This is a genomic window from Roseobacter sp. MED193 (assembly GCF_000152965.1).
In the GTDB taxonomy this organism is placed as follows: domain Bacteria; phylum Pseudomonadota; class Alphaproteobacteria; order Rhodobacterales; family Rhodobacteraceae; genus Pseudophaeobacter.
Map to the genome: position 1 here is coordinate 3,309,871 of NZ_CH902583.1, position 26,237 is coordinate 3,336,107.

A 26,237-nucleotide genomic window follows, 5' to 3' on the forward strand; every position below is an offset into this window, starting at 1 on the left:
CGGCCGGATTGGCAAGTTCGACTGGCTGGTGCCATTGAGGCGGCGCGGGAGATGCCTTTTTCCTGGGGCTCTCGCGATTGCGCAACCTGGGCTTTCGATATTCGGCGTGACCTGACCGGCAGTGAGGATGTCGCAGCCCTCTGGCGGGGCCGCTATCGCACGGCACTAGGCGCGCATCGCGTCATGAAACGCCTCGGCTGGGACAGTCTCGAAGCAGCCGGGCGGGATCTACTCGGGACGCCATTGCCCACTGTTTTGCAGGCCAAGCGTGGCGATCTGGTTCTGGGCGGGTCAGGCCCAGCTTACGGTGTTTGCGTGGGAGCCAAAGTTGTGTTCGTTGCCCCGGATGGTCTGACGTTTCTGCCGCTTGTCTCCTGCTCGCTCGCCTGGAGGGTCTGAGGCTCATGCCACCAGTTGTTCTTGGGGTTGCCGCATTGGGAGGCGCGGCCCTTGCTGCGGGCGGGATCGGTGCTGCGCTGGCGGCCGGCGGTCTCATCGGGATCGCGGCGAACTTTGGCGCCTCGATGCTGCTGTCCGCAGCAGCGCAAGCGCTCATGCCACAGCCCACGGTGGCGATGCAGGCGCGAACCGTGACCGTGCGCGAGCCGGTGATGCCCCGGGAGATGGTCTATGGCCGCGCGCGCAAGGGCGGGGTGATCGTCTTTCTTCATGCGGGTGGCGACAAGGATCAGTACTTGCATCTGGTCATCGTGCTGGCGGCCCATCGCGTCAAATCGATCGGGGCAATCTACTTCGAGGGAGAAGAGGCCATCAATGCCAACGGCGCGGCGCAGGGTCGTTGGTCCGGCAAGGTCACAGTGGAGAAGCGCCTCGGAGCGGAAGACCAGGCGGCCTTTGCAGGGCTGGTCGAAGAGGTCTCCGAGCACTGGACGGAGGAGCACCGTCTGGCAGGCTGTGCCGCGATCTATCTGCGCCTCACCTACGATGCGGACGCTTTTCCGGGGGGCATTCCCAACATCACCGTCGACATGGAGGGGAAAGACGACATTCTGGATCCGCGTTCCGGAGACCAAGTCTACACAGAAAACGCCGCCCTCTGCGTGGCCGATTACATGGCGCATGCCACTTACGGGATTGGGGCAGGCATCGGCGCTGAAGACGGTATCGATCGCGATGCGCTGGTTGAGGCCGCGAATATCTGCGACGAGGCAGTGCCGCTTGCGGTTGGTGGAACGGAACCGCGCTACAACTGCAATGGCGTGGTGACACTGTCGGAAAGTCCGAAAACCATCATTGAGGCGATGCTGACCGCCATGGCAGGGCGCTGCATCTGGCAGGGCGGGCGATGGCGGCTGCAGGCCGGGGCCTATCGCATCCCGGAGATCATGCTTGGCGCGGATGATTTGCGAGAGGGCGGGTTACAGCTCACCACACGTCTCAGCCGGGCCTCCAACTTCAACGCCGTGCGGGGTCAGTTTGTCAGTCCGGAGAATGACTGGCAGCCTGATGACTTTCCGGCTTACGCCTCGGACGTCTACCTCACGGAAGATGGCGGCGAACGGATTTGGCGGGATATTGCGTTGCCGTTCACCATCTCGGCCGCAGCCGCCCAGCGGTTGGCCAAGATCGAGCTGGAACGCGCGCGCCGCCAGATGAGCGTGAAACTCGATGGCAAGCTGAGTGCCTGGTCCGTGGCCGTGGGGGAGACGGTGCAGCTTGATTATGCTCGCTGGGGCTTTGCCGCGAAGCCCTTTGATGTGCAGTCGATGCGGCTGGACCTGGTGCAGATGGGCGATGCGCCGCTTTTGGTGCCGGAACTTGTTCTGCGCGAGACCTCACCGCTGATCTACGATTGGGACGCGTCCGAAGAGCAAATCTACGCAGCCGCGCCGCGCACAAACCTGCCATCGCCCTTTGCCGTGGCGGCTCCAGGGCGACCGGAGATTTCCGAAGAGCTGTACATCACCCGCGATGGTGGGGGTGCGAAGGTTTTGATCTGGGTGACCTGGGCGGCGGCTGCCTCCAGCTTTGTCGGCCAGTATCAGCTGGAGGGGCAGCGTGACGGGGGCGCCTGGCTCGATTGTGGCCGCACCGGTGGCACCATGCTGGAATTGCGTGATGCAAGCCCGGGACACTGGAAGTTCCGCGTCAAGGCGATCTCGGTATTGGGTGTGTCTTCCGATTGGCGAACGCGCGAGGCAGAGATCCTCGGGCTCACCGCTCCGCCCGAGGCGCTGCAAAACGTGACACTGCAGACGGCGGGCGGTCTTGCCGTCCTGAAATGGACCAGGGCAGCCGATCCGGATGTGCGTGTGGCGGGCAATATCGTCATTCGTCATAGCACCGAAGGCATCCCCTCCTGGGCCAACAGCTATTCAATGGACCGTGTGGCGGGATCGGAAGCCATTGCCGTGGTGCCGCTCAAACCCGGCAGTTATCTGCTCCGGGCCGAGGACAGCGGTGGTCGACTCGGGCCGGTGACGACCATCAGCACCAAGGGGGCACAGGCGCTGAGTTTTGCGCCCATCGACAGTTTGCGGGCCGATCCGGGCTTTCCGGGTGGGACGACGGACCTCGCGGTGGTTGGCGGCACGCTGCGGCTGGCCACCAGTACGGACGAGGCAGGCGTACCCGGCACCACCACTCTGGGAGGCCTCTACAGCTTCGGGGCAGGGCTGGATTTTGGCGCGGTCCGCCGCCTTCGGCTGCGTAGCCAGATCAGCGTGGCGGCGCTGGCGCTTCTGGATCAGATCGATGCGCGGACGGAACCCATCGATGCCTGGGCGGATTTTGACGGCACCGAAGGGGCGGAAATCGACGTGGTCGTTGAGGTGCGTGAAACTGATGACGACCCTCTTGGGACTCCCAACTGGGGCCCTTGGGGCCGTGTCGACAATCATGAAATCGAGGCCCGGGCAATAGAGGCGCGGGCCTGGCTCAGGACAGGAGATCCGGCGTTCACGCCGGTGGTCACTGCCCTGCGGCTTCATGCGGACGAGGTGGCTTGATGGCCCAAACCCAAAGCTTTGTGATCGAAAACGACAGCGGTCTGGCGGTCCGCACAAGGATCAACGAGGTGCTGGCCGCGCTCCAATCGGCGAATGCTGGACCAACCGGGCCGACCGATACACGCCCAGGCATGCTGTGGTTCGACACGAGTGCCTCACCACCTGTTCTGAAGATCCGCGATGCGCAGGACAGCGCGTGGCAAGAGTTCCTCGACGGCGGGACATACTGACAAGACCAAATCATCTGGAAGGCCACCATGACCGAAGGCAGCTTCATCGAAACCATCAACAGCGTCTTTGGCGGCGCGCTGACCACGCTGATCGGCGCCTTTACCGGGCGGCTGATGTACCATTCCGGCGAGGTCAAGCTTGGTCGACGCCGGTTCGTTGGCAAGGAGCTCCTGTGGGAGGTTCCTGTTGCGGTCGGCATGGCGATCATTGGTGAAGCGGTCGCAACCTACCTCGGACTGACGCAGCCTGTCAGTACCGGGTTGGTGGCCATGCTGGCCTATCTTGGCCCCCGTGGCACGGAAGCGCTGCTCTGCGCCTGGCTCGGGCGCAAGAAGTAGGGCTTCAGCCCAACCCGACACAAAGACAACCACCAATCAACTCACCCGCCGTTCCGCGCGCGGGGCAAGGAGGCTCTTGCCATGACCCCTTATGACATTGCCAAATCCTACATCGGCGCCAATGAAGGTCCCGGTCCGGAAAACAACCCGGTCATTCTCGAGATGTACGCCACGGTCGGCCACGATTGGGTGGAGCATGACAGCGTGGCCTGGTGCGCGGCCTTTGTCGGCCACTGCCTGGAACAGGCCGGGATCCGCTCGACGCGCAAACTGACCGCGCGCTCTTATCTTGATTGGGGCGTGCCGGTCGATATCGCTGAGGCGCAACCCGGCGACATTGGCATCATCCCGCGAGGGTCTTCCGGCTGGCAGGGCCATGTCTTCTTTGTCGATCGGATCGAAGGCGGCTGGGTCTGGGGGCTGGGCGGCAACCAGGGGGATGCGGTCAATATCCGGCGCTATCCGGTCTCGAAGCTGCTTGGCATTCGTCGAGCAAGACACGTATCTCCCGCCACGCGCATGTCAGTGCGCGAGGTGCAGCAGCGGCTGAAGGACCGCGGCTATCATGAGGTTGGCGTTGCCGACGGCCAGATCGGGCCGCGAACGCGGGGCGCGATCTTGGCCTTCCGAGATGATCATGCATTGCCGCTGGTCCCGATCATCGATGTCGCTCTGGAAGAGGCCCTGGTGGCAGCAGAGCCGCGACCTGTGGCACCGGAGCGTGCAGCCGGCATGCCGAAGCGTAGTCGCATTGTTGCTGCTAGTGACGCCCAGATCGGTGTCGGGCTTTTTGGCGTTGTTGGAACCGTGACAGCCCAGGCCGCACCGATCCTGTCAGACGCCGAGGCAGCGCAGGACGGGGTGGCGCGGTTGTTCGATCTGCTCAGCTTGAACGATCGGCTGTCAGGACTGGCGCCTTGGATTGGCGTGCTCTGCTTTGTCGTGGTGATCATCTGCGCAGTGCATGCCCGCCATGCCCGGATCGAGGACCACCGCAGCGGAAGGACGATGTGAACATGATGGGGTTGATCACCAGCATGCTGGCGGGGCTGTCGCGACGGGTGGCTCTTTGGTTCAGCCTCGGTCTGGCGTTGATGGTCGCGCTCGCAATCACCTGGCGACGGGGCAGGGCGGCTGGCAAGGCGGCCTACGCAACCCGTCGCGCCGAGGCCCGCATTCGCGGGCTCACCACTTCGAGGGATATCCGTCATGAAGTTGAAACCTCTGATCCTGCTGATCTCGATCGCCGCCTTGACCGCTGGATGCGGGATTGATCGGCGTTTCCTGCGAGAGGATTGCGACTGGGCCCAGCCGATCCGCCCTGCGCGCGCCGATGTGCTCTCGGAAAACACCAAATCCCAGATCCTCGCCCATAATGAGATTGGCGCGCGTCTGTGCGGGTGGCGCCCATGACGTTGACCCGTGGCTTTCAGTTGCGGCCGCAACACTGCTTGTATTTGCGGCTCGAACCGCAGGAACATGGATCGTTCCGGCCGGGTCGCGGACCTGCTTTGAACGGTTGGCCCGGGAGGTTGGCCGGAACCTGCCCGGCGAGTTCGGGGCGAGATTGGTGGAGGATCGTCGCCACGCAGTTCGGGATCAGATCGGGGGCTTCACGGTCGATCTCATCGATCTCGTCATCCGTGAAATTGCTTTTTCCGATGTAGATGTCCTGCAGCGCCATGATGAAGATCATCGTCGCCTGCGTTTCTTCATCTGCTGCATCCAGCAGATGTGACCAGGTATCCGGTCTGAGGCCCATCGCGCGGGTAAACCCATCGACCCAGGGTTCCCAGAGGGTCTCATCGCTGTTGGGATCGACCTCATAGATAGGCTCAATCCAGAGCGCATGCGTGATCGCGTCGGCCACGGAATTGTAATGGGCCATGACGGCACCGATTGTCTCTTCGGCTGTCTTCTGGTCGGGAAAACCGGCTTCACCTGTTTCCCCCCAAACGTGCGGCAACCATTCGGATGGTGGAATCATATCCGGACAGGCCAGAACGCCGGTCACATACCCATCCAGCTCGCTGAGCGTCATGGGCATGCACTCCGTGGGCAGCGCATGCAGCAACACGCTGAGGCGATCAAGGCTTTGTTCGGATTGTCCCATGCAGTTTCTCCCGGCATTTCCGGGGGTTTCTTAGCCGTGAGTTTGCCAAGTCGCAATCCGGCGCAATACCGGCTTTTGGAGCGAAACATGACGACTGCCACTTTGACCGAAGGTCCGGCCGTACTCGTTGGCTATGAATACCGTCTGCAACTCGAGGCAGAGAGCGCGGTGTTTCCAAACGAGGCGCGCTTTGCCGGGCAAGTTCGGAGAAACGCCAACGCCGAAACCGTGCTGGCCACGCTCACGAGCGAAGGTGGTACGATCCTGCGCCGTGGCGACAACACGCTGGAACTGATCATGCCTGAGACGGTGACGGCCGAACTCACGCCTGGGTCGGTCGTTTTGGATCTGGTGCGAACCGATCTCGCTCCACCGCAGCACCTGAATGTCTTTCTGGAAATCCCCGTTCTGCTGCCGGTGACCCGAGGGCTGTAATCATGTCCGAGGTTGTCAATCTCATTCCTGCGACGGGTCCGATCCGGATTCGGGTCGCTTCACATGAACCGATCACGCTACGGCTTGGCGCGGGTCCAATCAGACTGCGTCTGCTCGGCACGCCAGGTCCGCAAGGTATCCCGGGCCCACAAGGCGACAAGGGCGATCAGGGTGATCCCGGGATCACCATTCTTCCCACCGATACTCCCATCAATGGAGGACATTTTTGATGGCCAATACCATCCAGCTCAAACGCCGTGTCTCGGGCAATGCCGGTGCGCCGGCCGCGCTCAAATCCGGTGAACTGGCCCACAACGAGGTCGACGATACGCTCTATGTCGGTAAGGGGGATGACGGATCAGGCAATGCTACCACGATCCTGCCCCTTGGCGGCCGAGGGGCGTTCATGGATCTTGGGAATTCCCAGACCATCGCAGGTGCCAAGACTTTTTCGCGGGTCCCCAAATCTGCGCAAGACGCGTCCGCGGCAACCGACCTTGTGCGCAAATCGCAATTCGATGCGGGACTTGGGGGAAAGGCATCGGCTAGCCATGGGCACGCGATCGGCGATGTGAGCGGGTTGCAGACGGCGCTCGATGGCAAATCCGACGATGCGCATGGCCATGTGATCGCGGATGTGACGGGATTGCAGACGGCGCTCAACGAAAAGGCGCCCCTTGCGTCACCTGCGCTGAGCGGCGCGCCGACCGCCCCAACGCCCACATCCGGCACGAACACGACCCAGATCGCGACGACGGCTTTCGTGCAGTCAGCGCTTGCGGGCTTTGGGGCAGGCGACATGCTCAAGGCCACCTATGACAGCAACGCCGACGGCAAGGTCGATGCGGCGGAGGCTGCCGATAGTGTGCCCTGGGCTGGCATCACGGGCAAACCATCCAGCTTCACGCCATCAACGCACAGCCATGCCATCGCGCAAGTGACCGGGCTGCAATCTGCCCTGGACGCAAAGGCGCCCTTGGCGTCGCCCGCATTGACCGGCACGCCAACAGCGCCCACGGCGACCAATGGCACCAGCACGACGCAGGTTGCCACGACCGCCTTTGTGGCGGCCGCCATCGGCGCGCTGATCGATGCGGCACCCGGCGCGATGGACACGCTGAATGAACTGGCCGCTGCTCTTGGCGATGACCCGAACTTCGCCACCACAGTCACCAATGCACTCGCGGACAAACTGGCCAAGGCATCGAACCTTGCGGATGTGCCGAACAAGGCGACAGCGCGTTCGAACCTCGGGCTTGGATCCATTGCCACCCAGGCGGCCAGCAACGTGACCATCACCGGCGGCAGTATCTCCGGGGTCGCGCTCGATGGCGGGACATTCTGATCCCCGACAGCTTCGACTTCATAGTCAGACAAGGAGGCAGGCCACATGGCCCTCAAGATGAAACGCTCCGCCGTGGCGGGCAAAGTGCCCACGGCAGGGCAACTGGATCTCGGCGAGCTTGCGGTCAACACCTATGACGGCAAACTCTATCTGAAACGCGACGATGGCGCTCAGAGCATCCAGCGGCTGGCCAATGCAGGCCAGGACGAGGGTTTTGAAAACCTAAATGCCCGCAAGCTCACCTTCGACAATCTGGAAAAATCGGGGCTCGCGGGTGATGGCGATCTGGGCTTCGATGCCTCGCAGGGATTGATCCTCTACCGCACGCAACAAGGCGTGGATGGCGCGGTCACGGTTCTCGACGGGGCGAACATCGAGGCGGGTGACGGTATTGCCATCACCAATACGGGGCTGGGAGGAACCGGCACTCAGAAGTTCACCTTCAGCGCAACATCTGGTTTGCCGTCGCTTTCGGCGGGCGCCAGCATTCGAAGTCGAGTTGATGGGCGAACCAATACGACCAGCACCAGTTGGATCACTCGCCATACATTCGAGTTTCTTCAAGGTGGCACGATCCGCGTCGTGCATGATTTGATGCGTTCTGGAAACTCAGGTCCTCAAACCCGAATCCGGCGTTTGCGCAATGGTTCCTGGACTACAATCGCGACCTATACCGCGACCACCAGTTGGGTCACGAAGACAGCTGATGTCGCCGTGAAAATGGGAGATCAGGTGACGGTTCAGCACAAAGGGGCGACCACCGGTTCCGGAAAAGACATCCAGTATCACAATATCTACATCCGCAATGTCCGGTTCCAAACAGGGGGTGCGGATCTCTACCCCGGCATCTCGAAAGCAGTGGAGGGCAACAGTGTATAATCCACGATTTCTGACAGAGGATGGCGACCTGATCGCTGTCGATATCGATCCCGACACGATTGCGACATTCGAAAAAGGGGTTAATCCAGAATACGAAACGGCCCTCGAAGGCGGCTACGGATCCGTCGCGCCATATGCTCGGATCGTCGACGATGGTCTCGCCAGGCCAGACCCGGTCGTTTCCCGGTTTCAAGCAAAGGCAGCGCTCCTGCAGATGGGACTCCTTGATCAGGTTGAAGCCTTGATGGCGGGAATGGACGCCATGACCCGGCTTGCCTGGACAGAGGCGGTTGAGTTCCGTCGCTCAAGTCCGCTCCTTAATAGCCTTGCGCCGTATCTGACATGGCCGGATGGGACGGCGCTCACCGAGACCGATTTGGACGACCTGTTCAATCTTGCCCAAACCATCGAGGTGTAATTCTGATGCGATACGAACAGATCCTGCTTGCTGAAGCCACGCCGCATTTTGAAACGATTGCAGAGATCGTGGCCGCTGTGCGTGAAACCAAGGCTTTGCCACCCATAGACGCACTGTCGGTGCTGCAGAGTTTCGCCAAACGTGGCGATACCGCCGCGCTGGCTTGGGAAGGGGACCGGCTCGTCGGTTGCGTCTGCCTTGGGGCTTGCCATCACTTCATCTCGAGCCCCGACTGGGTGCCGGTCAAGGTTCGGCTGGTCCGCGACGGCATTGATCTCGCTAAGGTTGGATGCACGCATTTCGTCTATTTGCATCCCGACTTTTGGGGGCAGGGAATGACGCTGGCGCTCACGGATCAGGCGCGGCGATCAAACCCGATGTTCACCCATACGCTGCTGCATGGGTTTGCGACCAAGGAATTCGAGGATTGGGCTGCCGGCCTGGATGGAGTGATCCAGATCGGCACGCGACAGGGGCAAAGCGTATTTGTGCGCGGTATTGCCGGGGCAACTTAGAAGCAGGTTTCTTTGCGGCCGGTTTCTATCCTCGCGTAGGTATAGGCCCAGTAACCTTTAGGCGATTGCCGGTTCTGTTCGCCAACGGGTAGCGCGTCTCGCTGAACGCCACGAGACTACGGAGAGAGCCAATGTGATCCAACGACGGATCCTGCAGGCGGCAGCTCGTCGTCGTCGTAGTCACAACGGGCAGGTTGACCAGCACACCGCGTACCATGGAAGCGCCGCCGCATAGAGAAAAACCTTCACTCAATGCCGGTTTCCTCAGTAACCAGTTAAAGATACGAGATCGACCCGTCCAAGTTCTTGGGGCCCATTGGTGTATCGTCTCGTTTGAACACCATCGCCATCGCGGCGGTGACGGGATCCTCAACCCGCGTTGCACCACCGTCCGAGAGCATCTGCTGCAACCGGCTCGCGTCTTCCTCAGTGTCTCCCATCGGCCAAAGGGCGGAAGTGGCAAGGCGCCGTTTTCGGGCCATCAGACTATGCAGGAGGCAGTCGAAGGAGTTGTGCTGGTACCCAGGGTGGATCGCCATCGGGACGTGCACGGTGACGGGCTTGGACTGCCCGATGCGATGGACACGATCGTTGCACTGCTCCTCCACGGCCGGGTTCCACCAACGTGACAGGTGGATCACGTGCGTGGCTGCCGTCAGCGTCAGCCCGGTCCCCGCCGCCTTAGGACCGAGAACCAGAAGATCAAAGCCCTCGTCGCGGGCGAGGTGCCGTTGAAACCGGTTCACGATCTCTTGCCGACGCGGGATTGGGGTACTTCCGTTGATCAAATCGACACGGGGAAGACCGAACTCTCGTTTCGTGAGCTCGATGAACCGGTGTTGCATCTTTACGTGCTCGATGAAGACCAGCGCGCGCTCGCCCCGGTCCTGCACCCCGCGCAGGATGTCCATCGTCGCCAAGAGACGGGCAGACATGCTGATATAGGTTTCGTCTTCCGTCGGTGACGATGCGTCAGGGTGTACGGAGACGGACCGGATATGATGGAGCATCTTGAGTGCGCCGCCTCGGGTGCCGGAGGCAAGCTTTCCACGCGCCGTCTCGTAAGCGGCGGCCTGCGCTTCCGGCATGAGCCGCGGGTGCAGACGGCGCGATTTTTCTGGAAGGTCGCGGGCGACATCCTCTTTCAGACGACGCAGCGCAACCGGAGGAAGGCCGCTCTGCGGCTCGAACATTAGCGAATAGAGCTCGCGCATGTTTCCTTCCGCGGGCTCCCCAAACTTCTCCCGGAACGCCTTCAGTGAGCCGAAACGGCCCGGGGTGAGCTGCTCCATGATCGCCCACAGGTCAACCGTGCTGTTCTCGATCGGGGTGCCGGTCAGCCCGATCCGAAAATCCGCATTGACCGCGAGCGCCGCTTTGGCGCGCAAGCTCACGGGGTTCTTCACCGCCTGTATTTCGTCGAATACGGCGGTCGAGAAGGGAATTTTCGCTAGCGAATGTTGGTAGTTCGTCAGCGTCGTGTAGGTGGTCAGCACCCAGTAACGATGCCCACGCCCCTCATCGATCGCCTCCTCCAGATCGCGGAGGTCCAGCAGCGTGTTTCCGCAATCGGTTTCGATGCCCTGCTGGCCAGGCCGCTTCTTGCCTCCGAGGGCTGATCCGTAGAGCCGGACCACATTGCCGAGTCCGGGCGCCCGCAAGTGTTTGTCGACCTCTTCCTCCCAGTTCACGAGCAGCGAGGTGGGCGCCACTACGAGGACTGGCCCGGCGCGCCCGGCTTCCGAGCGGGACATGTTCTCCTTCATCCAAGCGAGAAATGCGATCGCCTGAAGGGTTTTTCCTAGCCCTTGCTCGTCCGCGTTCAAGATCCCTGGCAGTCCTGCAGCCCAAGCCTCCAGCTTCCAGAGAAAACTCTCCGTCTGGTGTCCTTTGAGGGCTGATTTCACCACTTCCGGGAGCGCGTCCGAGGCGAGCCGGGTGCGCGGGCTGATCTTTGCAGCCCAGGTGAGGTCCTCGAGGTTGTCGGCGGTGTCGAGGATGATAGGCCCGATCCGCGGATCGATTTCCTCCCCGATCACTGGTTTATTTTCTGGCTCTTCCCGCTTCCGGATGGCTTCGAGACGCTGCTCGAGCGCGGCGCGACTTGTCTGGGTCGCGGGGATCTCGGCGCCGTCGACGTTCACCGACGGCTGTCCGTTCGCGATTGCTGCATCCACCTGCTGGATGAGCCGCTCGACCTGGTCCGGGGCCATCGCCTCGATTATTTCGGCTGCCGCTCCGGTGAACGCCTCAGGCAGCCATGTTGTCCCGGACCCAGTGATCTCGAGCGCCGGTTTCTCGTAGACGGTGAGCCCGATCACCCGATCGGAGTATTCCCGTGTCTCTACAAAAGCGGGCTCTGCCGTTTGCTCAATCAGCTCCTGCTCCTGGGCCGGCGACAGCCCGTCCAGTTTGCCTTTCGAGCGCAGATGGTCCGTGATCGCCTCGGTGACCTTCTGACGTGGATTGCGGACGAACGCGGCTCGGGTGACCGGATCCGCTCGTTGCATGTCTGTCATAATCTTGAGGACCGGGGTGGCGGCGGGGTCCACGACCAGATAACTCTGCCCGCCAAGCTTGTAAGCGGGGCGGGCGCCCCGCGCGAAGGCCTTGTCCTGAAAAGCGCGAAGCCAACCCTCCTGCAGCTCCGCCTCCGCCTCGCTGATCTGCTCCCCGTCACGTTCCGCGGCCTCGACCCTCTCGCCGAGAAATGGGATGATCGCGAACTGGTCCTCGCCCTGGGGGCTGATCGAGAACCGGTCCGTCAGGGTCACTTCGAGCCCAGAGAGGAAATCGGTCATCCCGAGGCGCGCTTCCGCATCGGCCCGGTACATCCGGACCCCGGGCTCAAGGGCGCGCCGAAAACGGGCAAGCGCCTCCCAGTGCTCCTCGAGGTCAGAGCCGGCCCGGAATCGGTCCGCTACCTCAAGCGCGTCCAGCATCCATCTCGGGAGGCGGCGAAGCCCGTCGGCCCCGTCGCCCGCGGTCTCCAGGATCGCACCGGTCCGATGGGCGATCTCCTTTCGGCCCGCCCGGACCCAGTCATGGGTCAGGCGGAAATCGGGGCTGCCGATCTGGCCCATGACGTCTGTGCGCAGGGTGAGGTCCACCAAGGGGGGAAGACCAAGCGCGTCCGCCGTCTCCGAGGAGAGCGCGCTCAGCGTTCTGTGAGAGAGCTGAATACGGTCACTCCCGATCTCCACCTGATCGCCTGCCTCCTCTGCGGTGGCTCGTAGATCGGCCAACGCGAAGCTCAGCCGCTTGTCGTGATCGAAATCTGGCACCGTCCCACGTGAGAGGAGCCGGTCCAGCAGGGACTGGCGAGACCTGAACTCGAGGGTGACCCAGTCCTGATCATAGGTAAGCTGGATCATTTTTGTCCGCCCTTTCCGCCCCGGCGCAGCTCCTCATAGAGCATTTGAAGCTCCGCGACCTCTTTCGGACGAAGGTCCGGACTTCCCTCTCTCAGCTTCCGCACCGCGACCGCGAGAGGCTTGCGCTGATCGAATGTGCGCTTCCACATCCCGAGATCTTCAAGCGCGTCCGCATGCGCGCGAAGGAGATCAAGGCGCCCCTTGGCGTTATCCGGGAGCTGCGGGAACTTCTGGCCTCCAGATTCCGCGACTTCTTTTTTCGGAACGGTCTTGGACCGGGTGGGCTGACTCGATATCGGAGGCGGCGCAGCGAATGATACGAACAGGTCATCCAGATCCACACCGCTCGTTTTCAGGTTGAGAAGCAGATGCTCCAGCGCGTTTCTCAAACGAAGCGGAGGTTCGCCCTTTACCGCCCGAACCCATGCCAACCCTTCTCTGGATTTCGGCGACAGAGCTGGTCGGGTTCTACCTTTCTCGGGTGCCTCCAGATACGCGAGAACCGCTGCGGCCGCCGCAGGACCGTAAGCTATCATCCGGTCCGTGAGACTGGGGAACCGGACCTGTTTCAAGGAGGCCGCATCGCCGGAATCGGTTTGTACCGGCTGCGAGGTCTCAGGCTGAACGCGCTGTGCGGCTGCAACTCTTGCGGGAGGTGCGGCGGGTCGACTGGTGGGGTTGGAGAGTCCCGTAGCGGAAGATGGTCGCATGGCACCTGTTGAACTGAAAATGTCTTGACCGGATGTTGAAGCGCCAATTTCGCGCCGAGAAGGCTGAAGATCAGTGTGGCGCGGCGTTGGGGTGTGCCGTGATGGAGTGGTTCTACGTGTCGGTGTACGCGGCCTGAACACTTTTGTGTAGGGCCGCGTTTGTTGCGACCATGGCACATCAGCGTTGATCATGTCCCTGACCCAGCGGCTCCAAGATGGAATGCTGCTGTGTGATTTGGAGGCGCCCGAAGCCCTCCGGTCCGACGCGCGCATGATCTGATCACAATTATACCCCTCCTCGAACAGCTTCGGTGCCATGGGGTCGGCGATGTCGAACACGTGCGTCCGGTAGCTGTGACACCCGTCCACCATAATCTTGTTCCCGATCTTCATGATTAGGAGGGATGTGTTCTGGCGCGCCTGCTGATACCCGACCCGGGTGTGGGCGTTCTTCGCATCCTGACGCATGAGGTGTTGGCGTGCATACTCGAATGCCTGCGAGGACAAAGCCGCCCAAGCCGCATCTATCTTTCCCTCATCGTAAAGCTTAAGCCAAAAATCCCGGCGCGGCGGCCACATTGCGTCTTTCTGGGTAGCGTCAACGACCCCGGTGAAAAAGCGCATATCTTCCCGTGTCAGCCAGCGGTGCACGATCGCCATGTAGCGCTCGTCAATACCGCCCCATACCCCACCAGATTTGATCCGCGGATCCCCGTAGAGCTCGATCAGGGTTTCCACGAGGTAGGATCTGAGTTTGTCCTCCGGAGTTTTTTCTAGCCATGGATAGATAAGGGCTTCGATCGCCAGCTCAGCTCCTGTGTTGCGGCCCACGTCCTTGCCCGGTGGGCGTAGCCATCTGATATACCAGTCAATCAGGTCCCGCTCGGACAGATGTGGCTGGACAATAGAGGTTAGGGACCGGTGGGCGAAATCCATGAACCCGCCGCCATGTGGGTTGCGAACCCCGAGACCGAGGAGTTCTGTGTAGGGGGCAGACATCTTCGACATCCGGGCCGCGAGCCGTTCCGGACCTGACACGGGATCCATGAGTTCCGGGATAGCCTCCAGAAGGAGACGTCCGGTTGTGCTCATCCGCCGAGCCGCCGTGCCGAGTGCGGTCGCGAGTGCGGTCGTGTGCGTACCCTTGGGGACGTAGCTGTCGAGATAAGCGCGCAGCAGCCCGGACAGGAAGGTCTCGGATGTTGATAAGTCAATCTCGGCGTAGAGGAAGTCTCGCGTCCGGGCTAGGTCAGGGCGCTCCCGCCGTTCCGCGTCGAAAACGGCCGAAGCCGCGGCTACCACGAAGGAGAGGCGGGTTTCCTCCCAATCGCTACGTTCAACACGATCCCGGAGCTTTTGCGCCAGCGCCTCGCGCTCCTTCTCTGTTCTGGCCACCTGAACGTCGGGCCAGCGTTCCCGCACCCGGTCAGCGGCCGCTTGCAGGTATCGAAGCTCCGGAACGGACAGGGCTGAGAGCTGCCCTGCCTTTTCAAGCGCATCCATGAGGCTCATTCCGATCCCCCTGCGGCGCGCAGCGCCTCAAGTCGGCGTCCGACTTCTTCCACCTCCTCGACGGTACTTGGCGCGTACATGATGATCCGAAGATCGATCCGCCGGTTCGCGGCCTTCCCCTCGGTCGTCTCGTTGGTTTCAATCGGTCGCATCTCCCCGTAGCCTGAGACGGACATGACCGGCTGGTCGCGAAGGTTTCTATGAGCCAAAATGCCTGCTACTTCTTCTCGTATTGCGAAAAATGTCTCGTTAGCTCTTCGTGTTGACAGTGTAACGTTGTCGATACGTCCTCGATCACTGTCCGTGTGTCCCTCGATCTGGACCGCCTCGATCAGGGCGTTTCCGCTCTCACAATCCGGCCCTCGCTCCGCCCTCTCCCCGAGGGTAAAGCAGACGAGGATCTCATCCAGAAGACGACCCATGGTCTCCACGATCGCGCGTTGACGCCTCTCGAGCTGGGGTGATCCGCTGCGGAAAAGGCCTTCCCCCTGGAACCGGAGCGCGTCCTGTTCCGGGCTGATCACGACCTGAAGCTCCGGAAACTCGATCAGGAGCCGGTCGCGAAGTTCAACGAGGATCTCCCTTCGCTGGTCAATGGCCTGGGAGAGGTAGGCCTCGAGCGGGTTGACCACCTGGAGCCGTTCGATCTTATCCCGCAAACGCTTGATCTCCTCCCGCAAACGCTCGATCTCTTCGACAAGCTGGTCGATCCGGGAACGCAGGTGCTCGTTCTCCTCCTCCAGTTCAGCAACCCGGGCCCGGAGCGCCTCATTTTCGTCTCGCAGCTGGTCGAGTTCGCTGAGCAGCCGGTCTCGCTCGGCGGTAACCGTCTCCAACTCGGACGTGACGCGGGCAAGTTCGGCCTCGAGGGCCTTAACAGAGGCGCGCAGGTCCTGGTTCTCGACACGCAGTTCGTCGCGCTCCTGACGGACCCTCTCATATGCGGTCAAGGGGACCGACTCGTCATCGTTGAGCTGGGTCGCGAAGAAGGCGAGCAGGATCATGATGATCAGAAGGAAGCTGATCGTCATGTCCGTCATCGTGACAAAGACGGACTCCTCCTCCTCAGCGCGCGTCCGGTTTCGCTCCAGCCGGCGCATGCTCAGTGCCTCTGCTCAGGACGAAACTTCTCCGCCTGATCAACGATCTCACGCATTGTATCCAGCGCGGGCGCCAGCTCGCCGTTCATCTTGCGGACATGCTCGGCAAACGTGTCGAGCGACGTCCGGACATGAGAGGCAAACTGATTAAACGCCGCGCCGAGTTTGTCATCCATGTCGTCGATCTGTTCACGCTGTCGCTCCATATGGTCTAGCCCCTCCCCCAACTTCGTGAGGGACGTTTCGATCAGTTTCTGCTCCGCACTCAGCGCGGCTTTTGCAGCGTCCAGAACTCGCGCCGCGTTCTCTGCGGTCTCCCTGGAAGACCTGGTAACGGTCTCTGCCGCGTTCGCCGTACTCTTCGCAAGCCCAGTGGTTGCGGTTTCGATCCGCTCCACACTGCTTCTGACCGGCCCGGCCGCCACTTGCAGGTCCCGCGAGGCGGTTGTGAGAGTTTCGGCCGCAGATCGGGTCGCGTCTCCGCCGGACTTGATGTGACCAGCCGCGGTTGCGATCTGAACAGACCCATCTTTCAGCCGGTCCGCCATCTCGTCGAGTTGCCCCACCACCAGGGTGATCGGCTCCAGAAGATCGGCCTGGATACTCTCTCGGAATTCGCCCGAGGCGGACAGGAGATCATGCCCGCTGCGCGTGACTAAATCCACCATGCCGCGACCCGCCTCGGAGATCGCCCCTTCGACCTCCACGCCAGCCGTTTCCATTCGGGAACGGACCGCGTCGGATCCGCTGGCGGCGGCGGCGTCGAGTTCCTCGCGGAACGTTCCGGCGGAGGCGCGCATATCCGCAGCCGCCTCTTTAAGCGCGTCCGCCCCCTCGGCGGTGTTTCGCCGGATTCCTTCCAGCGTCTCGTTCATGATCCCGAGGAGCTTCTCTGCGCCGGCATTCAGAGTTCCGTCCGTCGTTTGAGCAGCTGACGCAAGTCCGGCTGACAGGTCTTCTGCCGCTCTGGCGAGCTTAGCCACGGAGGTCTCCATCTCCTCTCCCATCTGTCCGGAGCTCCGGTCCATCCGGTCGGATAGGCTCGCAATCTTGTCCCCCGCGGCGGAAAGCTGCGCGCTGGCGTCGGAAAGCGCCCGCCCCACATCGTCCGAAAACCGGGATGAGAGATCGGTCACCATCTGTCCGACCCCGTCGGCGCCGGCCTTTCCGACCTTGTCCAGCAGCGGGGCCATGGCCGTGCTGATCGAGCTTGAAATGGATTCTGGGATCTCTTTCTTAAGTGAACTGCCGAGCTCGGCCACCAGTGTGGTACCGATCTCTAGGAAGCTGTCCTTCTGGCCGCGCGCGATCTCGAGTTGCTCCATCGCGACCCCTTCGAGGCTAATGAAGCTTAGTCGGCTTTCCAACTCTGCGCATAGCGTGTGAATTCGTCGCTCCACCCGCCCCGTGAGCGAACGCAGGACGATCGTGAAAATGATCGAGGCCAGCAGTCCGGTCAGAGACATGATGAACTTGGCGGAGGCTGCGCCGAGAAGGCCGTCGAGGGATGCGCGCATTTCTTCGGGAGAGGCGTCGCTTAGCCCAGTGATTTGTTGAAGTGCCGAGATGAGACCGAGAAAAGTGAGGAAGAGACCGACAGTCACGAAAAGGCCCGGCATGTAGCGGGAAAATCCCGGGCCGAAATGCAGATCCTCAAGGTTGAAGAAACTTGAGGGGCGCACGCTGTTTCGCAGGACTGGCTGACCAGCGCTCTTATCCTCGATCATGGTTTCACGAAACTCGTCCCAGGCAGCTGTGATATGGGTGTAGCCTTTCCGAGCCCGGACCTTTTTCACTTCCTGACTGATCTTGTTCACTTGAGTGGCGAAATCGAATTCGTCCTTAGCAGCCCGTACTTGACCTTCTAGCCAACGGAGGGACGTCAGTTTTCTGTGAGCACTGATCCCCACAACCAAAACGGATAACAGGAGCCAAATCAGGATCCCGATCGAAACCAAACCAGGCGCCTGTTCTTTGGTCAGGAACGATGATCCCCAGAAAATGAACCGGGACATACTCGTTCCGATATCCGCAATAAACTCCACTGCTGTCTTCCTTCCTGCTCATACGCCGCTTTGCCTAAGTCGATTTGTTACTATCCGCAGTTGTGTGGTGATTTAAATATCAACTGAATGGATTTTTTGGCGTTCCTAACCATAAGGTTAAAATTCCTATCGCATCTATTCCACAACCAGATAAAACGGCTGTCCCCAATCCTCGTTTGGATTGTCCATCATGATGTCGACAAAGACGGGCATGAGGAAAGCCAGGATGGCGGCACCATCTCCGACCTGATCGCGATTCACGCCGCCGTTCCAAGTGGCGCCACCATGGATCAGTTGGTTCCTTAGGACATAGAGACGGTCGAATACCAGGCCCAGCAATCGCACAGTGTCACGAGCTTGCACGGCTTGAGTGAACACGCGGGCCGAGGAAACGAACCGATCTTCCCAGTCTTCATTGTTTGGAATGCCGTTTTGATTGAGCCAGAACGGGTTGAACACATGTTTGTTTTGCATGAGCATTCGGATTGGTCCGCTGAAGGCGCTCCAAATCGCATCGTATATGCGGTTCTCTTGGTCCAGACTTACAAGCCTCTGGAAGAACTCATTAAATGTTGTGCGTTCGCCGGTTGGTATTTCTTGAAAATCCGCTTCCTTTGCATAAGCCGCATTAAAAGCGATCCATAGAAACAGAAACTGGCCATCAGGATCTTCGCACATCTCGGAGCGTTCAATCCAACTGATTGCACGGTGCACTCTCAATCCCATCGTAGAAGGAAAGTTATCCCTAATGGAGCGCTGTTTGGCTTTGAGATCTGCATGGGGAATACTGCCTTGCATATTGCGGCTCCAATTGGGTGAGTGCTTCAGGGTAGGGACGGGAAATCGGCGCGTTGATAGCCTTGGACGAAGTCGCGCAATTCCGGTGGGTCAATGACCTCGACGGCATCGCCCCACTCGTACAGGAACCATGACATTTCGAGCCACCCGGCGGCAGTAAAGCGGACAACCAGGCTTCCATCTGCCTGGTACTGCAAAGTCTGCTTTGGATGAAACCGAAACTCCGAGGCACGCTCGGCAGCTTCCGGCTTGAACCGCCATACCACCTCTTTGAGTTGATCAGGGTCATGATAGGCGCCGAATGCCTGGGCGGCGTAATTCTCGATAGAAAACCCATTTTCGGGGATGAACCATTCATCCAGGCATTTTGCCGATTGAATGCGATCCATTCTAAAATTCAGCAACTCGGCACCACGATCTGGTTGCTTGGCAATGAGATAGCTGCGTGGTCCCAGAAGCAGACCGTAAGGCTCGATGGTTCGGGCTTGATCCGAGCGGCCGCTATAGATGATTTCCAGACGAAACGGCCCTCTGAGCCCCTCCGTTACAGCGTCAGCAATCTTTTGATTCAGCGGCACACGCGGCCCCGGGCGAGTCACTTGGCCCAAGGCTTCCAGGACGGCTTCCGCGTCTGTCTCCGCGCGCTTTGCGTCGCGTGCGGAAAGGCGCAGCATCAAGCCATTTCTGGTGTCCTCCAGAGCCTGTGCATGGCGCAGCCGGCCTTCTTCCTTGGCGCGGCGACTGGCGATCTCCAAGGCCTCAACCGCGGTTTCCTGATGGGGCTGAAGCTGGGCAATGGTTGGATCGTCGACCTTCCAATAGGAACGTCGATCTGAACCGGTCTGTTTGGTCACATTTGCAAATGTCAGCTCAAGTGCATCGGTCATGCGTTGTGCGGTTCTGTGGGATACAGAAAACTCTGCCCTAATATCCTCAAGGCTCACGCCGAAGTGGCGTGTGGAGGCCATCAAGGCGAGGCGCAACAGATCTTGGGCTTTTGCAAAGGACATGTAATTACCGTGACAGAAATTGACACCCGCAGGATTGCCGCGGGTGCCATGTTTGTCCAGAGCTTTAACGCTCCGCTGATTCCTTGAGGAAAAACGAGATCAGAACGCCGAGCGGTCCAAGTAAGAACCCAAGGGCTGCTGCAAGGCCTGCCTTGGATGGAGCACGGTCGCGTGCGACCATGTAGCTAAGGCCCGCGCAAACGATCCAGAGTAGTATCATGACTTCCATAGTATTCTCCTATTTGAGAGTTTGTTGTGTGAATGTGATGTCAGCCGTTTGAACGGCCTAAACGGAGGGCAGGGGCATGACATGTCAGTCGTGAACCTCCATCCGATGACGTTGTGATCTGTGCCGCAGCAATGCCTTTTGGCTGCGCCCAAGCGGCCACTTGGGCTTGGGCCTGGTACAGCTCCAAACTCAACTGCGTCCGGTTTTGTGAAAGATTTGCGGGCCAAAGTATTTTGGGCCCATCGCTGCGGCCATTGTCGGACGTCCAGCTAGCGCAAATCCGTTGGACCTGCAGACCATCGATCGACCAAGGCATCTGTGCCTCAAAGCATTGTAACGGGGCAGGTGGCAATTCGGACGGGAGATGAATGACGCTATTTGCCGCCAATGCCAGCACCGCCGCAAACGCATCAGGCGCGTTTTGGCATTTAAGCTCGTTGATCACATAGGCGTCCACGGTCGGTTGCGGCGCGGGCAATACCGCTATCTCCTCGGCCATGGCCGATGTTGCAATGAATGCCAAAGCAAGGACGGAAAGCTTCATGGTGGATCCTCCGTAGTCGGGTTTTTTAGGCTCGCGCTTCATGAGTTCGACTTTGTCCAGCCGGCACGACGCGCCTCGGCTTCGGTGCAAAACCAGCGTTCCCCTTGGGCCTCATTGATGCGGGTCTTGGCGTACCAACGCATGCCTGGCAGGTGATAGATGCGTTTGCCCTTCGAGCTGATATTGCCCTTGATGCGGCAATCGCCTGAGGGTTCAGAACGGTTACTTGCATCCAGTCGCTCGCCGTGCCGCCATGCACTTGGCGACACAAAGTCTCCGCTCCAAATGCCAATGCCGGCTTGTTTCGCGGCGATCTCATCTGCGGCGTAGTCGTGCGAATATTTGAGATATGCGACGGCCCAGCCCGAGCGCACCATCCACTGGTTCAGATCTTGGGAATCCAATGCGCAGATAGCTATAATGCGCCCGTAGCGATCCTTATCAGTCTGTCGACAGGTCACATGCGCCCGCCCGATCTGGTCGGCCAGTGCCAGTGCGGCTTGCTGACCGCAGCGCCATGTGCCCCGCTCGGGATGTTTGCAGGATTGTCCGCTTTCGGGAGCATCAATTCCGTGCAGCCGAAACCTCTGCTTTCCCATACCCAGCGTATCGCCATCGATCACGCTGACCTGTCCGGTCCAGGCGTTTTCCGATTGGGCCGCGATCGCGGGGATGGAAGCAGCCAGAAGGACCGCCACGACGAGGAGGTGTTTTACGCGCGCAACAAACATAGCGTCAGATCTCCAGAGCAAGGGAAGGGTGGGGCGGTGGAGTGGTCACCGCCCCGTTATCCGGCAGCCCACTCACTCACCAGCTGCCAGATAAGGTCGTTGCGCGATGTGATCTTCATCAGAACGGATCTTCGCTACGCGCTCAGCCTCAGGTGTTCGTTCCTTGGTAGACTGGCTTGGCAAGTCGCGCAGTAGCGGTTCGCGCGCAGTGAGCATCACCAGGAGCATGAACACGAAGGGGAGGGCATCGATGGCGGCTGCCGCGATCCAGGCTTGCAGGGCGGCGCCGAACATCTGTGCACGCGTTGCCTCGCCGACGGAGAAGGGCACGAAGACAGGCGCCTCTACGAAAACGCGTTCGCCGGCGATGTCCTTGGCCTTGCTTTGCAGGCTGGATGTTTCTGGCGTCAGTTCGGATGACAGGTTGGTCACTGTGACCATGCCGGTGGCCGCTACCAGAGGCATGTGATCAACCGCGTTCAGCTGATCGATCACGGCCGAGAGGTTCTGGGCAGCGCGACCAAAAGCCAGTTGATCGGATGAGGACGCGGCCGTGCGCAGATCGCTCACATACTCCAGCCCTTGCAGGCGCAGGGTTTCTACCTCTGCGGAAAGGGCTTGCAACTGTTGGCTTGTTGTCTGGAAACTTTGCGCCGCACCTTTATAGGTTTCGCATCGCTGGCCACAGCCTGTACCGGTACCATTCAGGCCACTGGCTTCCAGGTTGGCCTTGCCTTCCATGGTCGCACCGGCTGCCGAGGTGATGTCGACAAGAGGTTGAAAGCTCTTGGCTGCAAGGGCTGATTGGGACAAGGCTTTGGAATAGGCATCCACACGATCCGTCAGCTCCGCGGAAACCGACGCCTTGCCGGCCATGGCGGCCGCGATGTTTGAGGCAGATGACATAAGGGCAAAACCCACACCCAAGGCCCCAATAATCACGATGACGCTGACGCCCAAAGAGCTACGAACGCGCTCTGCTGCTTCGATCAGGACATGCCAGAGCACGCCCAGAGCAAATGCGATGACCACACCTGTCAGAACGGGAATGAACCATCCGGCGGCGGGGTCTGAGGCGTGCAGACCAATTGTTGTACTGACGGCTGCCAGAATTGCGCAGCCAATCGCGGCAAACCGTAAAAAGCGCGCTGCACGCGCATGGATTGTCAGATCGTTCATTTTCAAAACCTTTCTTCCTCAGGGCAGCAGGCCGGGTGATGTGTGCAGACACAGTCCCGCCGTCTTTACGAGTTGTTAATTGGGCATCTGGGGTGTCAAAAAGAGTCGCGAACGAAATAAGAACGAAGTTAAGGTGTTGAAATTAAACAATTCCATTTTGATCTGGGCTGTGGAAACCGTCGAAATTTGTCGGTAACACTCTTTTGGGGGCACGTTCTGGATTGCGGTTAAAGCTCAACAGTGCTCTATCAGCCAGCAGGAGAAGGCGATGAATAATTTTAGACTTTCGTTAGAGTATCTTCGGGAGGCAAATAGGACCTCTCGTGACAATAAATTGGTTTTGTCCGATCTGTTTACACCGTTTCCTGAAAAGTTTGGGCTGCGCGGAGATCCCTATTTGTGGGGCATGATGGCCGCTCGTTTGAACTACTCTTGGCTGAACGAAGACGAGGATGAACCCCTTTCCTTGGAGGGGGAAATCAAGCGAGCATTTCGTGAATTGACAGGCCAGAACTGGGATGACGCACCAGACGAATTTCAAGTGGAGGCGTTGAACCATGGCGGTATGTCGGGCGGTTGGATCAGCATGGATTGGTGGCGTCGTACAGGTTTGCCGCTATTAAGGGACAGGTTTGACGCCGCGGATGTACACTTGCGCAATGCGTAATTGACGGCTTCCGATATAGATTTCTTCAGTGGGGAACAAATGAACAAAGGGTACTTTTCTGGTCGTAAGGCGCCAGCGCTTAGTGAGAGCGAAATCACCGCACGAGGCAATTTTCTCATGCAGGCGGCACAAGAGTTGGCTGAGTTTTGTGTAAAGCGAAAATTCAATGACTATGGCGTCTACAAAGAATCTGACAATGATGGGGCAACCATTTGCTTCTGTGCGTATGACAATGAAATTCATTGGAAATACGATAGTTGGGCAGCTGCAGCCGCCGATGGATGGCAAATTGACTAAACTTATGAAGTGGATGAAAAAATGGCAAATACGACCATCGCTAGACAAGTCGAAAATGTACTTGGGATGATCCGCTCTGGCGATTTGGCGGCACCTCAGCTCGTCAATCTTTTTGAAAACGTGAATTCCCACAAGGAGGTGTCCGACCAGCAACGGGAGGAGGTCGTCGAGGCAATCCAGGATCAGCTATGGGCCACCAGCAAGAGTAGCGCCAAAAAAATCTTCGGACCGAGAAACCGCGATACACAGGAAAAACTTCAAAAATTTCTGGATGAGCTTAAGGCGCGCCATGACCTTTCTCAAAACCAGCATAAAACAAAGGTCAAAGTTGGTGGAAACGTCCTGAAAGGAGAGGCTCTGATTTATGATTATATTTCGTATCGCAACAGCGAAACGAAAATGATTGCTCATATGGCTTTTCGCAGGATTGCAGAAGAAGACACGCTCGAAATAGCGGTCAAGAAAGTGCACGTTCAAGATCAGCATGGGGCTGGAGAGCAAGAAACCCTATTTCAAGAACACGAGTTCAACGAGGCTTGTGAAGCCTTCGAAAAACACCTGACCGAAGTAGTGCAAGGGATCTAACTGTTCAGATAGGAGTTTCGGTTGCTTCCTCGATTTGCTTGGCGAAGCCCCAGGTGCAAAATTGAAATTTTCAAGGATACAAAAAATGAGTTTGCAAAGGCAGGATTTTGAACTTCCAGACAAAGTCATGGACAATTTGAATCGAGCTATTCAGGAAATCTCGAAGGACTATCGTAGAAACGCACCGCAGGAAGATCCTCTTGACGGCCTTTCAGTTGTATTCAGCTTTGTTCCGGGGCTGGAGCGTCAGATCGAGGTTCATTTGGGCGGGCGATGCGTTGATGTCGACTGTTAGGTAGTTGAACGCAAGCATTGTTTTAGTCAATGCGGTTCCAGATTTGACCGTAACACTCTTTGTGTTGGCACATTCTGGACGGCTGAAGTTCCGCTCTCGGCAAGAGAATCGTGGCTGGCGCAGTTGGGCATCATGCAATGTCAGGAGGGACACCGATGTTGAAAACATTAATCTTGTTGGGGCTGGTCTTCGCCGGTCCGACGCACGCAGAGGTAACTTTGCGACCTGTGCCTCAAGTCAACGTGGACGAATTTGCATTGGATCAACTTCAGTGTCAGCAAGAACCCGACAGTGTTCGGTTGATAATGGCCCTCGCGGTTAACGATCTCGTGGACCTGGAGAAGAATATTGGCCGCGAGGCTGTGGACTGCTTTGATCTGGAAAAGACCTGGGTTTTAGAAGGTCTGCCGGTGACGCGCATATGTGGCGTGTTCACCAATGGAATAGATCACTTCATGTTCCCGGGCATTGCGGAGAATTGGACACTTTCGGAAATGTTCCCGAGTATTCGTTTATCCTTGTTCTCAACCGCTTCGGTAAAGAAGGCTGAAGACTGGGTATTGAAAAATGATCTGTGGGCCGAGGCAGAGCCGACGCCTGTCGGAACCAAGGTGGAATGCGGCTACTTGCAGTATGAGCAATTCCTGCCACGGGGCTGAGATGAAATCTGCGATTTTGCGGTGCGATTTCGACAACGATGCCTGGTTTATCCGGTCATCAAAGCGTTTTCGGCCTTGTTGACGATGAAAAGCGATTGTTCGAAATCCGTTAATGTTAGGGTCAGGACTCATAGCCAATAGATAACGAGTGCCGCGAGAGCGATTGCGGACAGAAAGACTTTTGGACATCTGTCGTATCGGGTTGCCACTCGCCGCCAGTCCTTGAGCCTGCCGAACATGATCTCGATGCGGTTGCGTCGTTTATAGCGGCGCTTGTCGTATTTCACGGCCTTCCTGCGTCGCTTCCGAACTGGGATGCAGGGACGTATCCCTTTGCCTTTTAACGCTTCTCTGAACCAATCGGCATCATAGCCTCTGTCGCCAAGCAGCCAGTCGACCTTCGGCAGACCGCGCAGCAACGCCCGCGCACCGATGTAGTCACTGACTTGTCCTGCGGTCACAAAAAGGTTCAGCGGTCGGCCTTGGCTATCGCAGATGGCGTGCAGCTTCGTGTTCATGCCCCCCTTAGTGCGGCCAATCAGACGCCCACGCCCCCCTTTTTGGCGCTCATGCTGGTCGCTGTTCGATGGGCTTTCAGATAGGTGGCGTCGATCATGACGGTCTTTTCTTCGCCGTGCTCGGCCGCAAGTCCTATCATCATCTGTGCGAATATGCCCTTATCGCTCCACCGCTTCCAGCGGTTATAAAGCGTCTTATGCGGACCGTATTCCCTGGGTGCATCTCGCCATCTTAAGCCATTGCGATTAATAAAGATAATCCCGCTCAGCACACGCCGATCATCGACGCGAGGTTTGCCGTGGGACTTCGGGAAGAAGGGCTCAAGACGCGCCATTTGCGCATCTGTCAGCCAGAAAAGATCAGACATGTTCACCGCTCGTTTTTGAACCGTGAATCACGCCGCCAACCGGAAATCAATGGGTCCTGAGCCTAGTGGATGAACAAGGCTTGCGTCGGCCTTTCGCAACAGCGTTTGGATAAGAGCGGCAGCAACACACAGCTTTCGGCGGTGCACGTCCAAAGAACCTTAAGGACACTTTGGGCTCAATAAGGCGCCAAAACGGTTAGACTTCTCGCCGTCTATATTTTTCTGAATTCGATGATCTTAGGGTGACAAAAGCTGACGTGAACGAAATGGAAACGCGCTTAACCTATTCACAATGCTATATTTTAAGCCCCATCCATCATGTGGTGTTCCCGCATTATTACTCGTAGCCTCGACCCAAGAGACGGATTCGCAT

28 protein-coding genes are annotated in these 26,237 nt (G+C 59.0%); 16 read left to right on the plus strand and 12 right to left on the minus strand.

Features of this window, described 5'->3' with window-relative positions; translation table 11 throughout:
* Window positions 1-51 precede the first annotated feature (51 nt).
* The 6 genes from MED193_RS18335 (at window position 52) to MED193_RS23125 (ending at window position 4,951) form a co-directional block, all read left to right on the plus strand.
* On the plus strand, window positions 52-399 hold the full coding sequence (locus tag MED193_RS18335) for a hypothetical protein (protein ID WP_254655471.1): 348 nt from the start codon (window positions 52-54) through the stop codon (window positions 397-399).
* A gap of 5 nt (window positions 400-404) precedes the next feature.
* A complete protein-coding gene (locus MED193_RS18340) occupies window positions 405-2,969 on the plus strand; it encodes a phage tail protein (protein ID WP_009811261.1) in 2,565 nt (854 codons plus the stop codon).
* The gene (locus tag MED193_RS18345; protein ID WP_009811262.1) at window positions 2,969-3,199 is read left to right on the plus strand and encodes a hypothetical protein; all 231 of its coding nucleotides are present in this window, start codon (window positions 2,969-2,971) and stop codon (window positions 3,197-3,199) included. The genes MED193_RS18340 and MED193_RS18345 overlap by 1 nt, the downstream gene beginning before the upstream one ends.
* Before the next feature lie 27 nt (window positions 3,200-3,226).
* Window positions 3,227-3,538, plus strand: a complete 312-nt coding sequence (locus MED193_RS18350; RefSeq protein ID WP_009811263.1) for a phage holin family protein — start codon at window positions 3,227-3,229, stop codon at window positions 3,536-3,538.
* 81 nt (window positions 3,539-3,619) lie between these two features.
* A complete protein-coding gene (locus MED193_RS18355) occupies window positions 3,620-4,552 on the plus strand; it encodes a TIGR02594 family protein (protein WP_009811264.1) in 933 nt (310 codons plus the stop codon).
* 195 nt (window positions 4,553-4,747) lie between these two features.
* Window positions 4,748-4,951, plus strand: coding sequence for a hypothetical protein (locus tag MED193_RS23125; RefSeq protein ID WP_009811266.1), 204 nt, complete (start codon window positions 4,748-4,750; stop codon window positions 4,949-4,951).
* 16 nt (window positions 4,952-4,967) lie between these two features.
* On the opposite strand, the gene MED193_RS18365 is transcribed toward MED193_RS23125, so the two are convergent.
* Window positions 4,968-5,651 (minus strand): UPF0149 family protein, encoded by a 684-nt coding sequence (locus tag MED193_RS18365; RefSeq protein ID WP_009811267.1) that lies wholly within the window; start codon window positions 5,649-5,651, stop codon window positions 4,968-4,970.
* An 87-nt stretch (window positions 5,652-5,738) separates the two neighbouring features.
* Between MED193_RS18365 and MED193_RS18370 the strand changes: the two genes are divergently transcribed.
* From MED193_RS18370 to MED193_RS18390, 5 genes are all read left to right on the plus strand, one after another.
* The gene (locus MED193_RS18370; RefSeq protein WP_009811268.1) at window positions 5,739-6,086 is read left to right on the plus strand and encodes a hypothetical protein; all 348 of its coding nucleotides are present in this window, start codon (window positions 5,739-5,741) and stop codon (window positions 6,084-6,086) included.
* Between the two features lie 229 nt (window positions 6,087-6,315).
* A complete protein-coding gene (locus MED193_RS18375; protein WP_009811270.1) occupies window positions 6,316-7,431 on the plus strand; it encodes a head decoration protein in 1,116 nt (371 codons plus the stop codon).
* A 45-nt stretch (window positions 7,432-7,476) separates the two neighbouring features.
* Window positions 7,477-8,310 carry a hypothetical protein gene (locus tag MED193_RS18380; protein ID WP_009811271.1) on the plus strand — a complete coding sequence of 278 codons (834 nt, stop codon included), beginning with the start codon at window positions 7,477-7,479 and terminating at the stop codon, window positions 8,308-8,310.
* Complete coding sequence (locus tag MED193_RS18385) at window positions 8,303-8,728, plus strand: hypothetical protein (protein WP_009811272.1); 426 nt, start codon at window positions 8,303-8,305, stop codon at window positions 8,726-8,728. The genes MED193_RS18380 and MED193_RS18385 overlap by 8 nt, the downstream gene beginning before the upstream one ends.
* A gap of 5 nt (window positions 8,729-8,733) precedes the next feature.
* Window positions 8,734-9,243, plus strand: a complete 510-nt coding sequence (locus MED193_RS18390; protein WP_009811273.1) for a hypothetical protein — start codon at window positions 8,734-8,736, stop codon at window positions 9,241-9,243.
* Between the two features lie 275 nt (window positions 9,244-9,518).
* On the opposite strand, the gene MED193_RS18395 is transcribed toward MED193_RS18390, so the two are convergent.
* The 10 genes from MED193_RS18395 to MED193_RS18435 all read right to left on the minus strand — a co-directional run bounded on the left by MED193_RS18395 (window position 9,519) and on the right by MED193_RS18435 (window position 22,475).
* On the minus strand, window positions 9,519-12,617 hold the full coding sequence (locus MED193_RS18395; protein ID WP_009811274.1) for a DEAD/DEAH box helicase: 3,099 nt from the start codon (window positions 12,615-12,617) through the stop codon (window positions 9,519-9,521).
* Window positions 12,614-14,839: an EH signature domain-containing protein gene (locus tag MED193_RS22370; RefSeq protein ID WP_009811275.1), complete on the minus strand. Its 2,226-nt coding sequence runs from the start codon at window positions 14,837-14,839 to the stop codon at window positions 12,614-12,616. The genes MED193_RS18395 and MED193_RS22370 overlap by 4 nt, the downstream gene beginning before the upstream one ends.
* The gene (locus MED193_RS22375; RefSeq protein WP_009811276.1) at window positions 14,836-15,939 is read right to left on the minus strand and encodes an OmpA family protein; all 1,104 of its coding nucleotides are present in this window, start codon (window positions 15,937-15,939) and stop codon (window positions 14,836-14,838) included. Before MED193_RS22375 ends, MED193_RS22370 begins: the two co-directional genes overlap by 4 nt.
* Window positions 15,940-15,941: 2 nt before the next feature.
* Window positions 15,942-17,984, minus strand: a complete 2,043-nt coding sequence (zorA, locus tag MED193_RS18410) for an anti-phage ZorAB system protein ZorA (RefSeq protein ID WP_009811277.1) — start codon at window positions 17,982-17,984, stop codon at window positions 15,942-15,944.
* Between the two features lie 135 nt (window positions 17,985-18,119).
* A complete protein-coding gene (locus tag MED193_RS18415; protein ID WP_009811278.1) occupies window positions 18,120-18,782 on the minus strand; it encodes a HEPN domain-containing protein in 663 nt (220 codons plus the stop codon).
* 26 nt (window positions 18,783-18,808) lie between these two features.
* Window positions 18,809-19,669, minus strand: coding sequence for a YafY family protein (locus MED193_RS18420; RefSeq protein ID WP_254655472.1), 861 nt, complete (start codon window positions 19,667-19,669; stop codon window positions 18,809-18,811).
* 187 nt (window positions 19,670-19,856) lie between these two features.
* Window positions 19,857-20,021 (minus strand): hypothetical protein, encoded by a 165-nt coding sequence (locus MED193_RS22995; protein ID WP_009811280.1) that lies wholly within the window; start codon window positions 20,019-20,021, stop codon window positions 19,857-19,859.
* Between the two features lie 40 nt (window positions 20,022-20,061).
* Window positions 20,062-20,565, minus strand: a complete 504-nt coding sequence (locus MED193_RS18425; protein WP_157041418.1) for a hypothetical protein — start codon at window positions 20,563-20,565, stop codon at window positions 20,062-20,064.
* A 38-nt stretch (window positions 20,566-20,603) separates the two neighbouring features.
* On the minus strand, window positions 20,604-21,296 hold the full coding sequence (locus MED193_RS18430; RefSeq protein ID WP_009811282.1) for a thermonuclease family protein: 693 nt from the start codon (window positions 21,294-21,296) through the stop codon (window positions 20,604-20,606).
* Window positions 21,297-21,368: 72 nt separating this feature from the next.
* Window positions 21,369-22,475, minus strand: a complete 1,107-nt coding sequence (locus tag MED193_RS18435) for a hypothetical protein (protein ID WP_009811283.1) — start codon at window positions 22,473-22,475, stop codon at window positions 21,369-21,371.
* Between the two features lie 268 nt (window positions 22,476-22,743).
* Here MED193_RS18435 and MED193_RS18440 point away from each other — a divergent pair, with 268 nt between their 5' ends.
* The 5 genes from MED193_RS18440 (at window position 22,744) to MED193_RS18460 (ending at window position 24,978) form a co-directional block, all read left to right on the plus strand.
* Entirely contained in the window at window positions 22,744-23,142 is a 399-nt protein-coding gene (locus tag MED193_RS18440; protein WP_050757606.1) for a hypothetical protein, read from the plus strand.
* A 39-nt stretch (window positions 23,143-23,181) separates the two neighbouring features.
* The gene (locus MED193_RS18445) at window positions 23,182-23,439 is read left to right on the plus strand and encodes a hypothetical protein (RefSeq protein ID WP_009811285.1); all 258 of its coding nucleotides are present in this window, start codon (window positions 23,182-23,184) and stop codon (window positions 23,437-23,439) included.
* 21 nt (window positions 23,440-23,460) lie between these two features.
* Complete coding sequence (locus MED193_RS18450; protein ID WP_039966388.1) at window positions 23,461-24,024, plus strand: hypothetical protein; 564 nt, start codon at window positions 23,461-23,463, stop codon at window positions 24,022-24,024.
* An 85-nt stretch (window positions 24,025-24,109) separates the two neighbouring features.
* Window positions 24,110-24,319 (plus strand): hypothetical protein, encoded by a 210-nt coding sequence (locus MED193_RS18455; protein WP_009811287.1) that lies wholly within the window; start codon window positions 24,110-24,112, stop codon window positions 24,317-24,319.
* 155 nt (window positions 24,320-24,474) lie between these two features.
* A complete protein-coding gene (locus MED193_RS18460) occupies window positions 24,475-24,978 on the plus strand; it encodes a hypothetical protein (RefSeq protein ID WP_009811288.1) in 504 nt (167 codons plus the stop codon).
* A 128-nt stretch (window positions 24,979-25,106) separates the two neighbouring features.
* Here the strand turns inward: MED193_RS18460 and MED193_RS22680 are convergent.
* A protein-coding gene (locus tag MED193_RS22680) for an IS5 family transposase (RefSeq protein ID WP_085978301.1) occupies window positions 25,107-25,864 on the minus strand; the annotation gives its coding sequence in 2 pieces (ribosomal slippage) (window positions 25,107-25,540 and window positions 25,540-25,864; 759 coding nt in all).
* Window positions 25,865-26,237 lie beyond the last annotated feature (373 nt).

What these genes read in the sequence shown, in the direction of transcription:
- MED193_RS18335 (WP_254655471.1), top strand. Translation starts at nt 52, where the DNA reads ATGCCTTTTTCCTGGGGCTCTCGCGATTGCGCAACCTGGGCTTTCGAT.
- MED193_RS18340 (WP_009811261.1), top strand. Translation starts at nt 405, where the DNA reads ATGCCACCAGTTGTTCTTGGGGTTGCCGCATTGGGAGGCGCGGCCCTT.
- MED193_RS18345 (WP_009811262.1), top strand. Translation starts at nt 2,969, where the DNA reads ATGGCCCAAACCCAAAGCTTTGTGATCGAAAACGACAGCGGTCTGGCG.
- MED193_RS18350 (WP_009811263.1), top strand. Translation starts at nt 3,227, where the DNA reads ATGACCGAAGGCAGCTTCATCGAAACCATCAACAGCGTCTTTGGCGGC.
- MED193_RS18355 (WP_009811264.1), top strand. Translation starts at nt 3,620, where the DNA reads ATGACCCCTTATGACATTGCCAAATCCTACATCGGCGCCAATGAAGGT.
- MED193_RS23125 (WP_009811266.1), top strand. Translation starts at nt 4,748, where the DNA reads ATGAAGTTGAAACCTCTGATCCTGCTGATCTCGATCGCCGCCTTGACC.
- MED193_RS18365 (WP_009811267.1), bottom strand. Translation starts at nt 5,651, where the DNA reads ATGGGACAATCCGAACAAAGCCTTGATCGCCTCAGCGTGTTGCTGCAT.
- MED193_RS18370 (WP_009811268.1), top strand. Translation starts at nt 5,739, where the DNA reads ATGACGACTGCCACTTTGACCGAAGGTCCGGCCGTACTCGTTGGCTAT.
- MED193_RS18375 (WP_009811270.1), top strand. Translation starts at nt 6,316, where the DNA reads ATGGCCAATACCATCCAGCTCAAACGCCGTGTCTCGGGCAATGCCGGT.
- MED193_RS18380 (WP_009811271.1), top strand. Translation starts at nt 7,477, where the DNA reads ATGGCCCTCAAGATGAAACGCTCCGCCGTGGCGGGCAAAGTGCCCACG.
- MED193_RS18390 (WP_009811273.1), top strand. Translation starts at nt 8,734, where the DNA reads ATGCGATACGAACAGATCCTGCTTGCTGAAGCCACGCCGCATTTTGAA.
- MED193_RS18395 (WP_009811274.1), bottom strand. Translation starts at nt 12,617, where the DNA reads ATGATCCAGCTTACCTATGATCAGGACTGGGTCACCCTCGAGTTCAGG.
- MED193_RS22370 (WP_009811275.1), bottom strand. Translation starts at nt 14,839, where the DNA reads ATGAGCCTCATGGATGCGCTTGAAAAGGCAGGGCAGCTCTCAGCCCTG.
- MED193_RS22375 (WP_009811276.1), bottom strand. Translation starts at nt 15,939, where the DNA reads ATGCGCCGGCTGGAGCGAAACCGGACGCGCGCTGAGGAGGAGGAGTCC.
- MED193_RS18415 (WP_009811278.1), bottom strand. Translation starts at nt 18,782, where the DNA reads ATGCAAGGCAGTATTCCCCATGCAGATCTCAAAGCCAAACAGCGCTCC.
- MED193_RS18420 (WP_254655472.1), bottom strand. Translation starts at nt 19,669, where the DNA reads ATGACCGATGCACTTGAGCTGACATTTGCAAATGTGACCAAACAGACC.
- MED193_RS22995 (WP_009811280.1), bottom strand. Translation starts at nt 20,021, where the DNA reads ATGGAAGTCATGATACTACTCTGGATCGTTTGCGCGGGCCTTAGCTAC.
- MED193_RS18425 (WP_157041418.1), bottom strand. Translation starts at nt 20,565, where the DNA reads ATGAAGCTTTCCGTCCTTGCTTTGGCATTCATTGCAACATCGGCCATG.
- MED193_RS18430 (WP_009811282.1), bottom strand. Translation starts at nt 21,296, where the DNA reads ATGTTTGTTGCGCGCGTAAAACACCTCCTCGTCGTGGCGGTCCTTCTG.
- MED193_RS18435 (WP_009811283.1), bottom strand. Translation starts at nt 22,475, where the DNA reads ATGAACGATCTGACAATCCATGCGCGTGCAGCGCGCTTTTTACGGTTT.
- MED193_RS18440 (WP_050757606.1), top strand. Translation starts at nt 22,744, where the DNA reads ATGAATAATTTTAGACTTTCGTTAGAGTATCTTCGGGAGGCAAATAGG.
- MED193_RS18445 (WP_009811285.1), top strand. Translation starts at nt 23,182, where the DNA reads ATGAACAAAGGGTACTTTTCTGGTCGTAAGGCGCCAGCGCTTAGTGAG.
- MED193_RS18450 (WP_039966388.1), top strand. Translation starts at nt 23,461, where the DNA reads ATGGCAAATACGACCATCGCTAGACAAGTCGAAAATGTACTTGGGATG.
- MED193_RS18455 (WP_009811287.1), top strand. Translation starts at nt 24,110, where the DNA reads ATGAGTTTGCAAAGGCAGGATTTTGAACTTCCAGACAAAGTCATGGAC.
- MED193_RS18460 (WP_009811288.1), top strand. Translation starts at nt 24,475, where the DNA reads ATGTTGAAAACATTAATCTTGTTGGGGCTGGTCTTCGCCGGTCCGACG.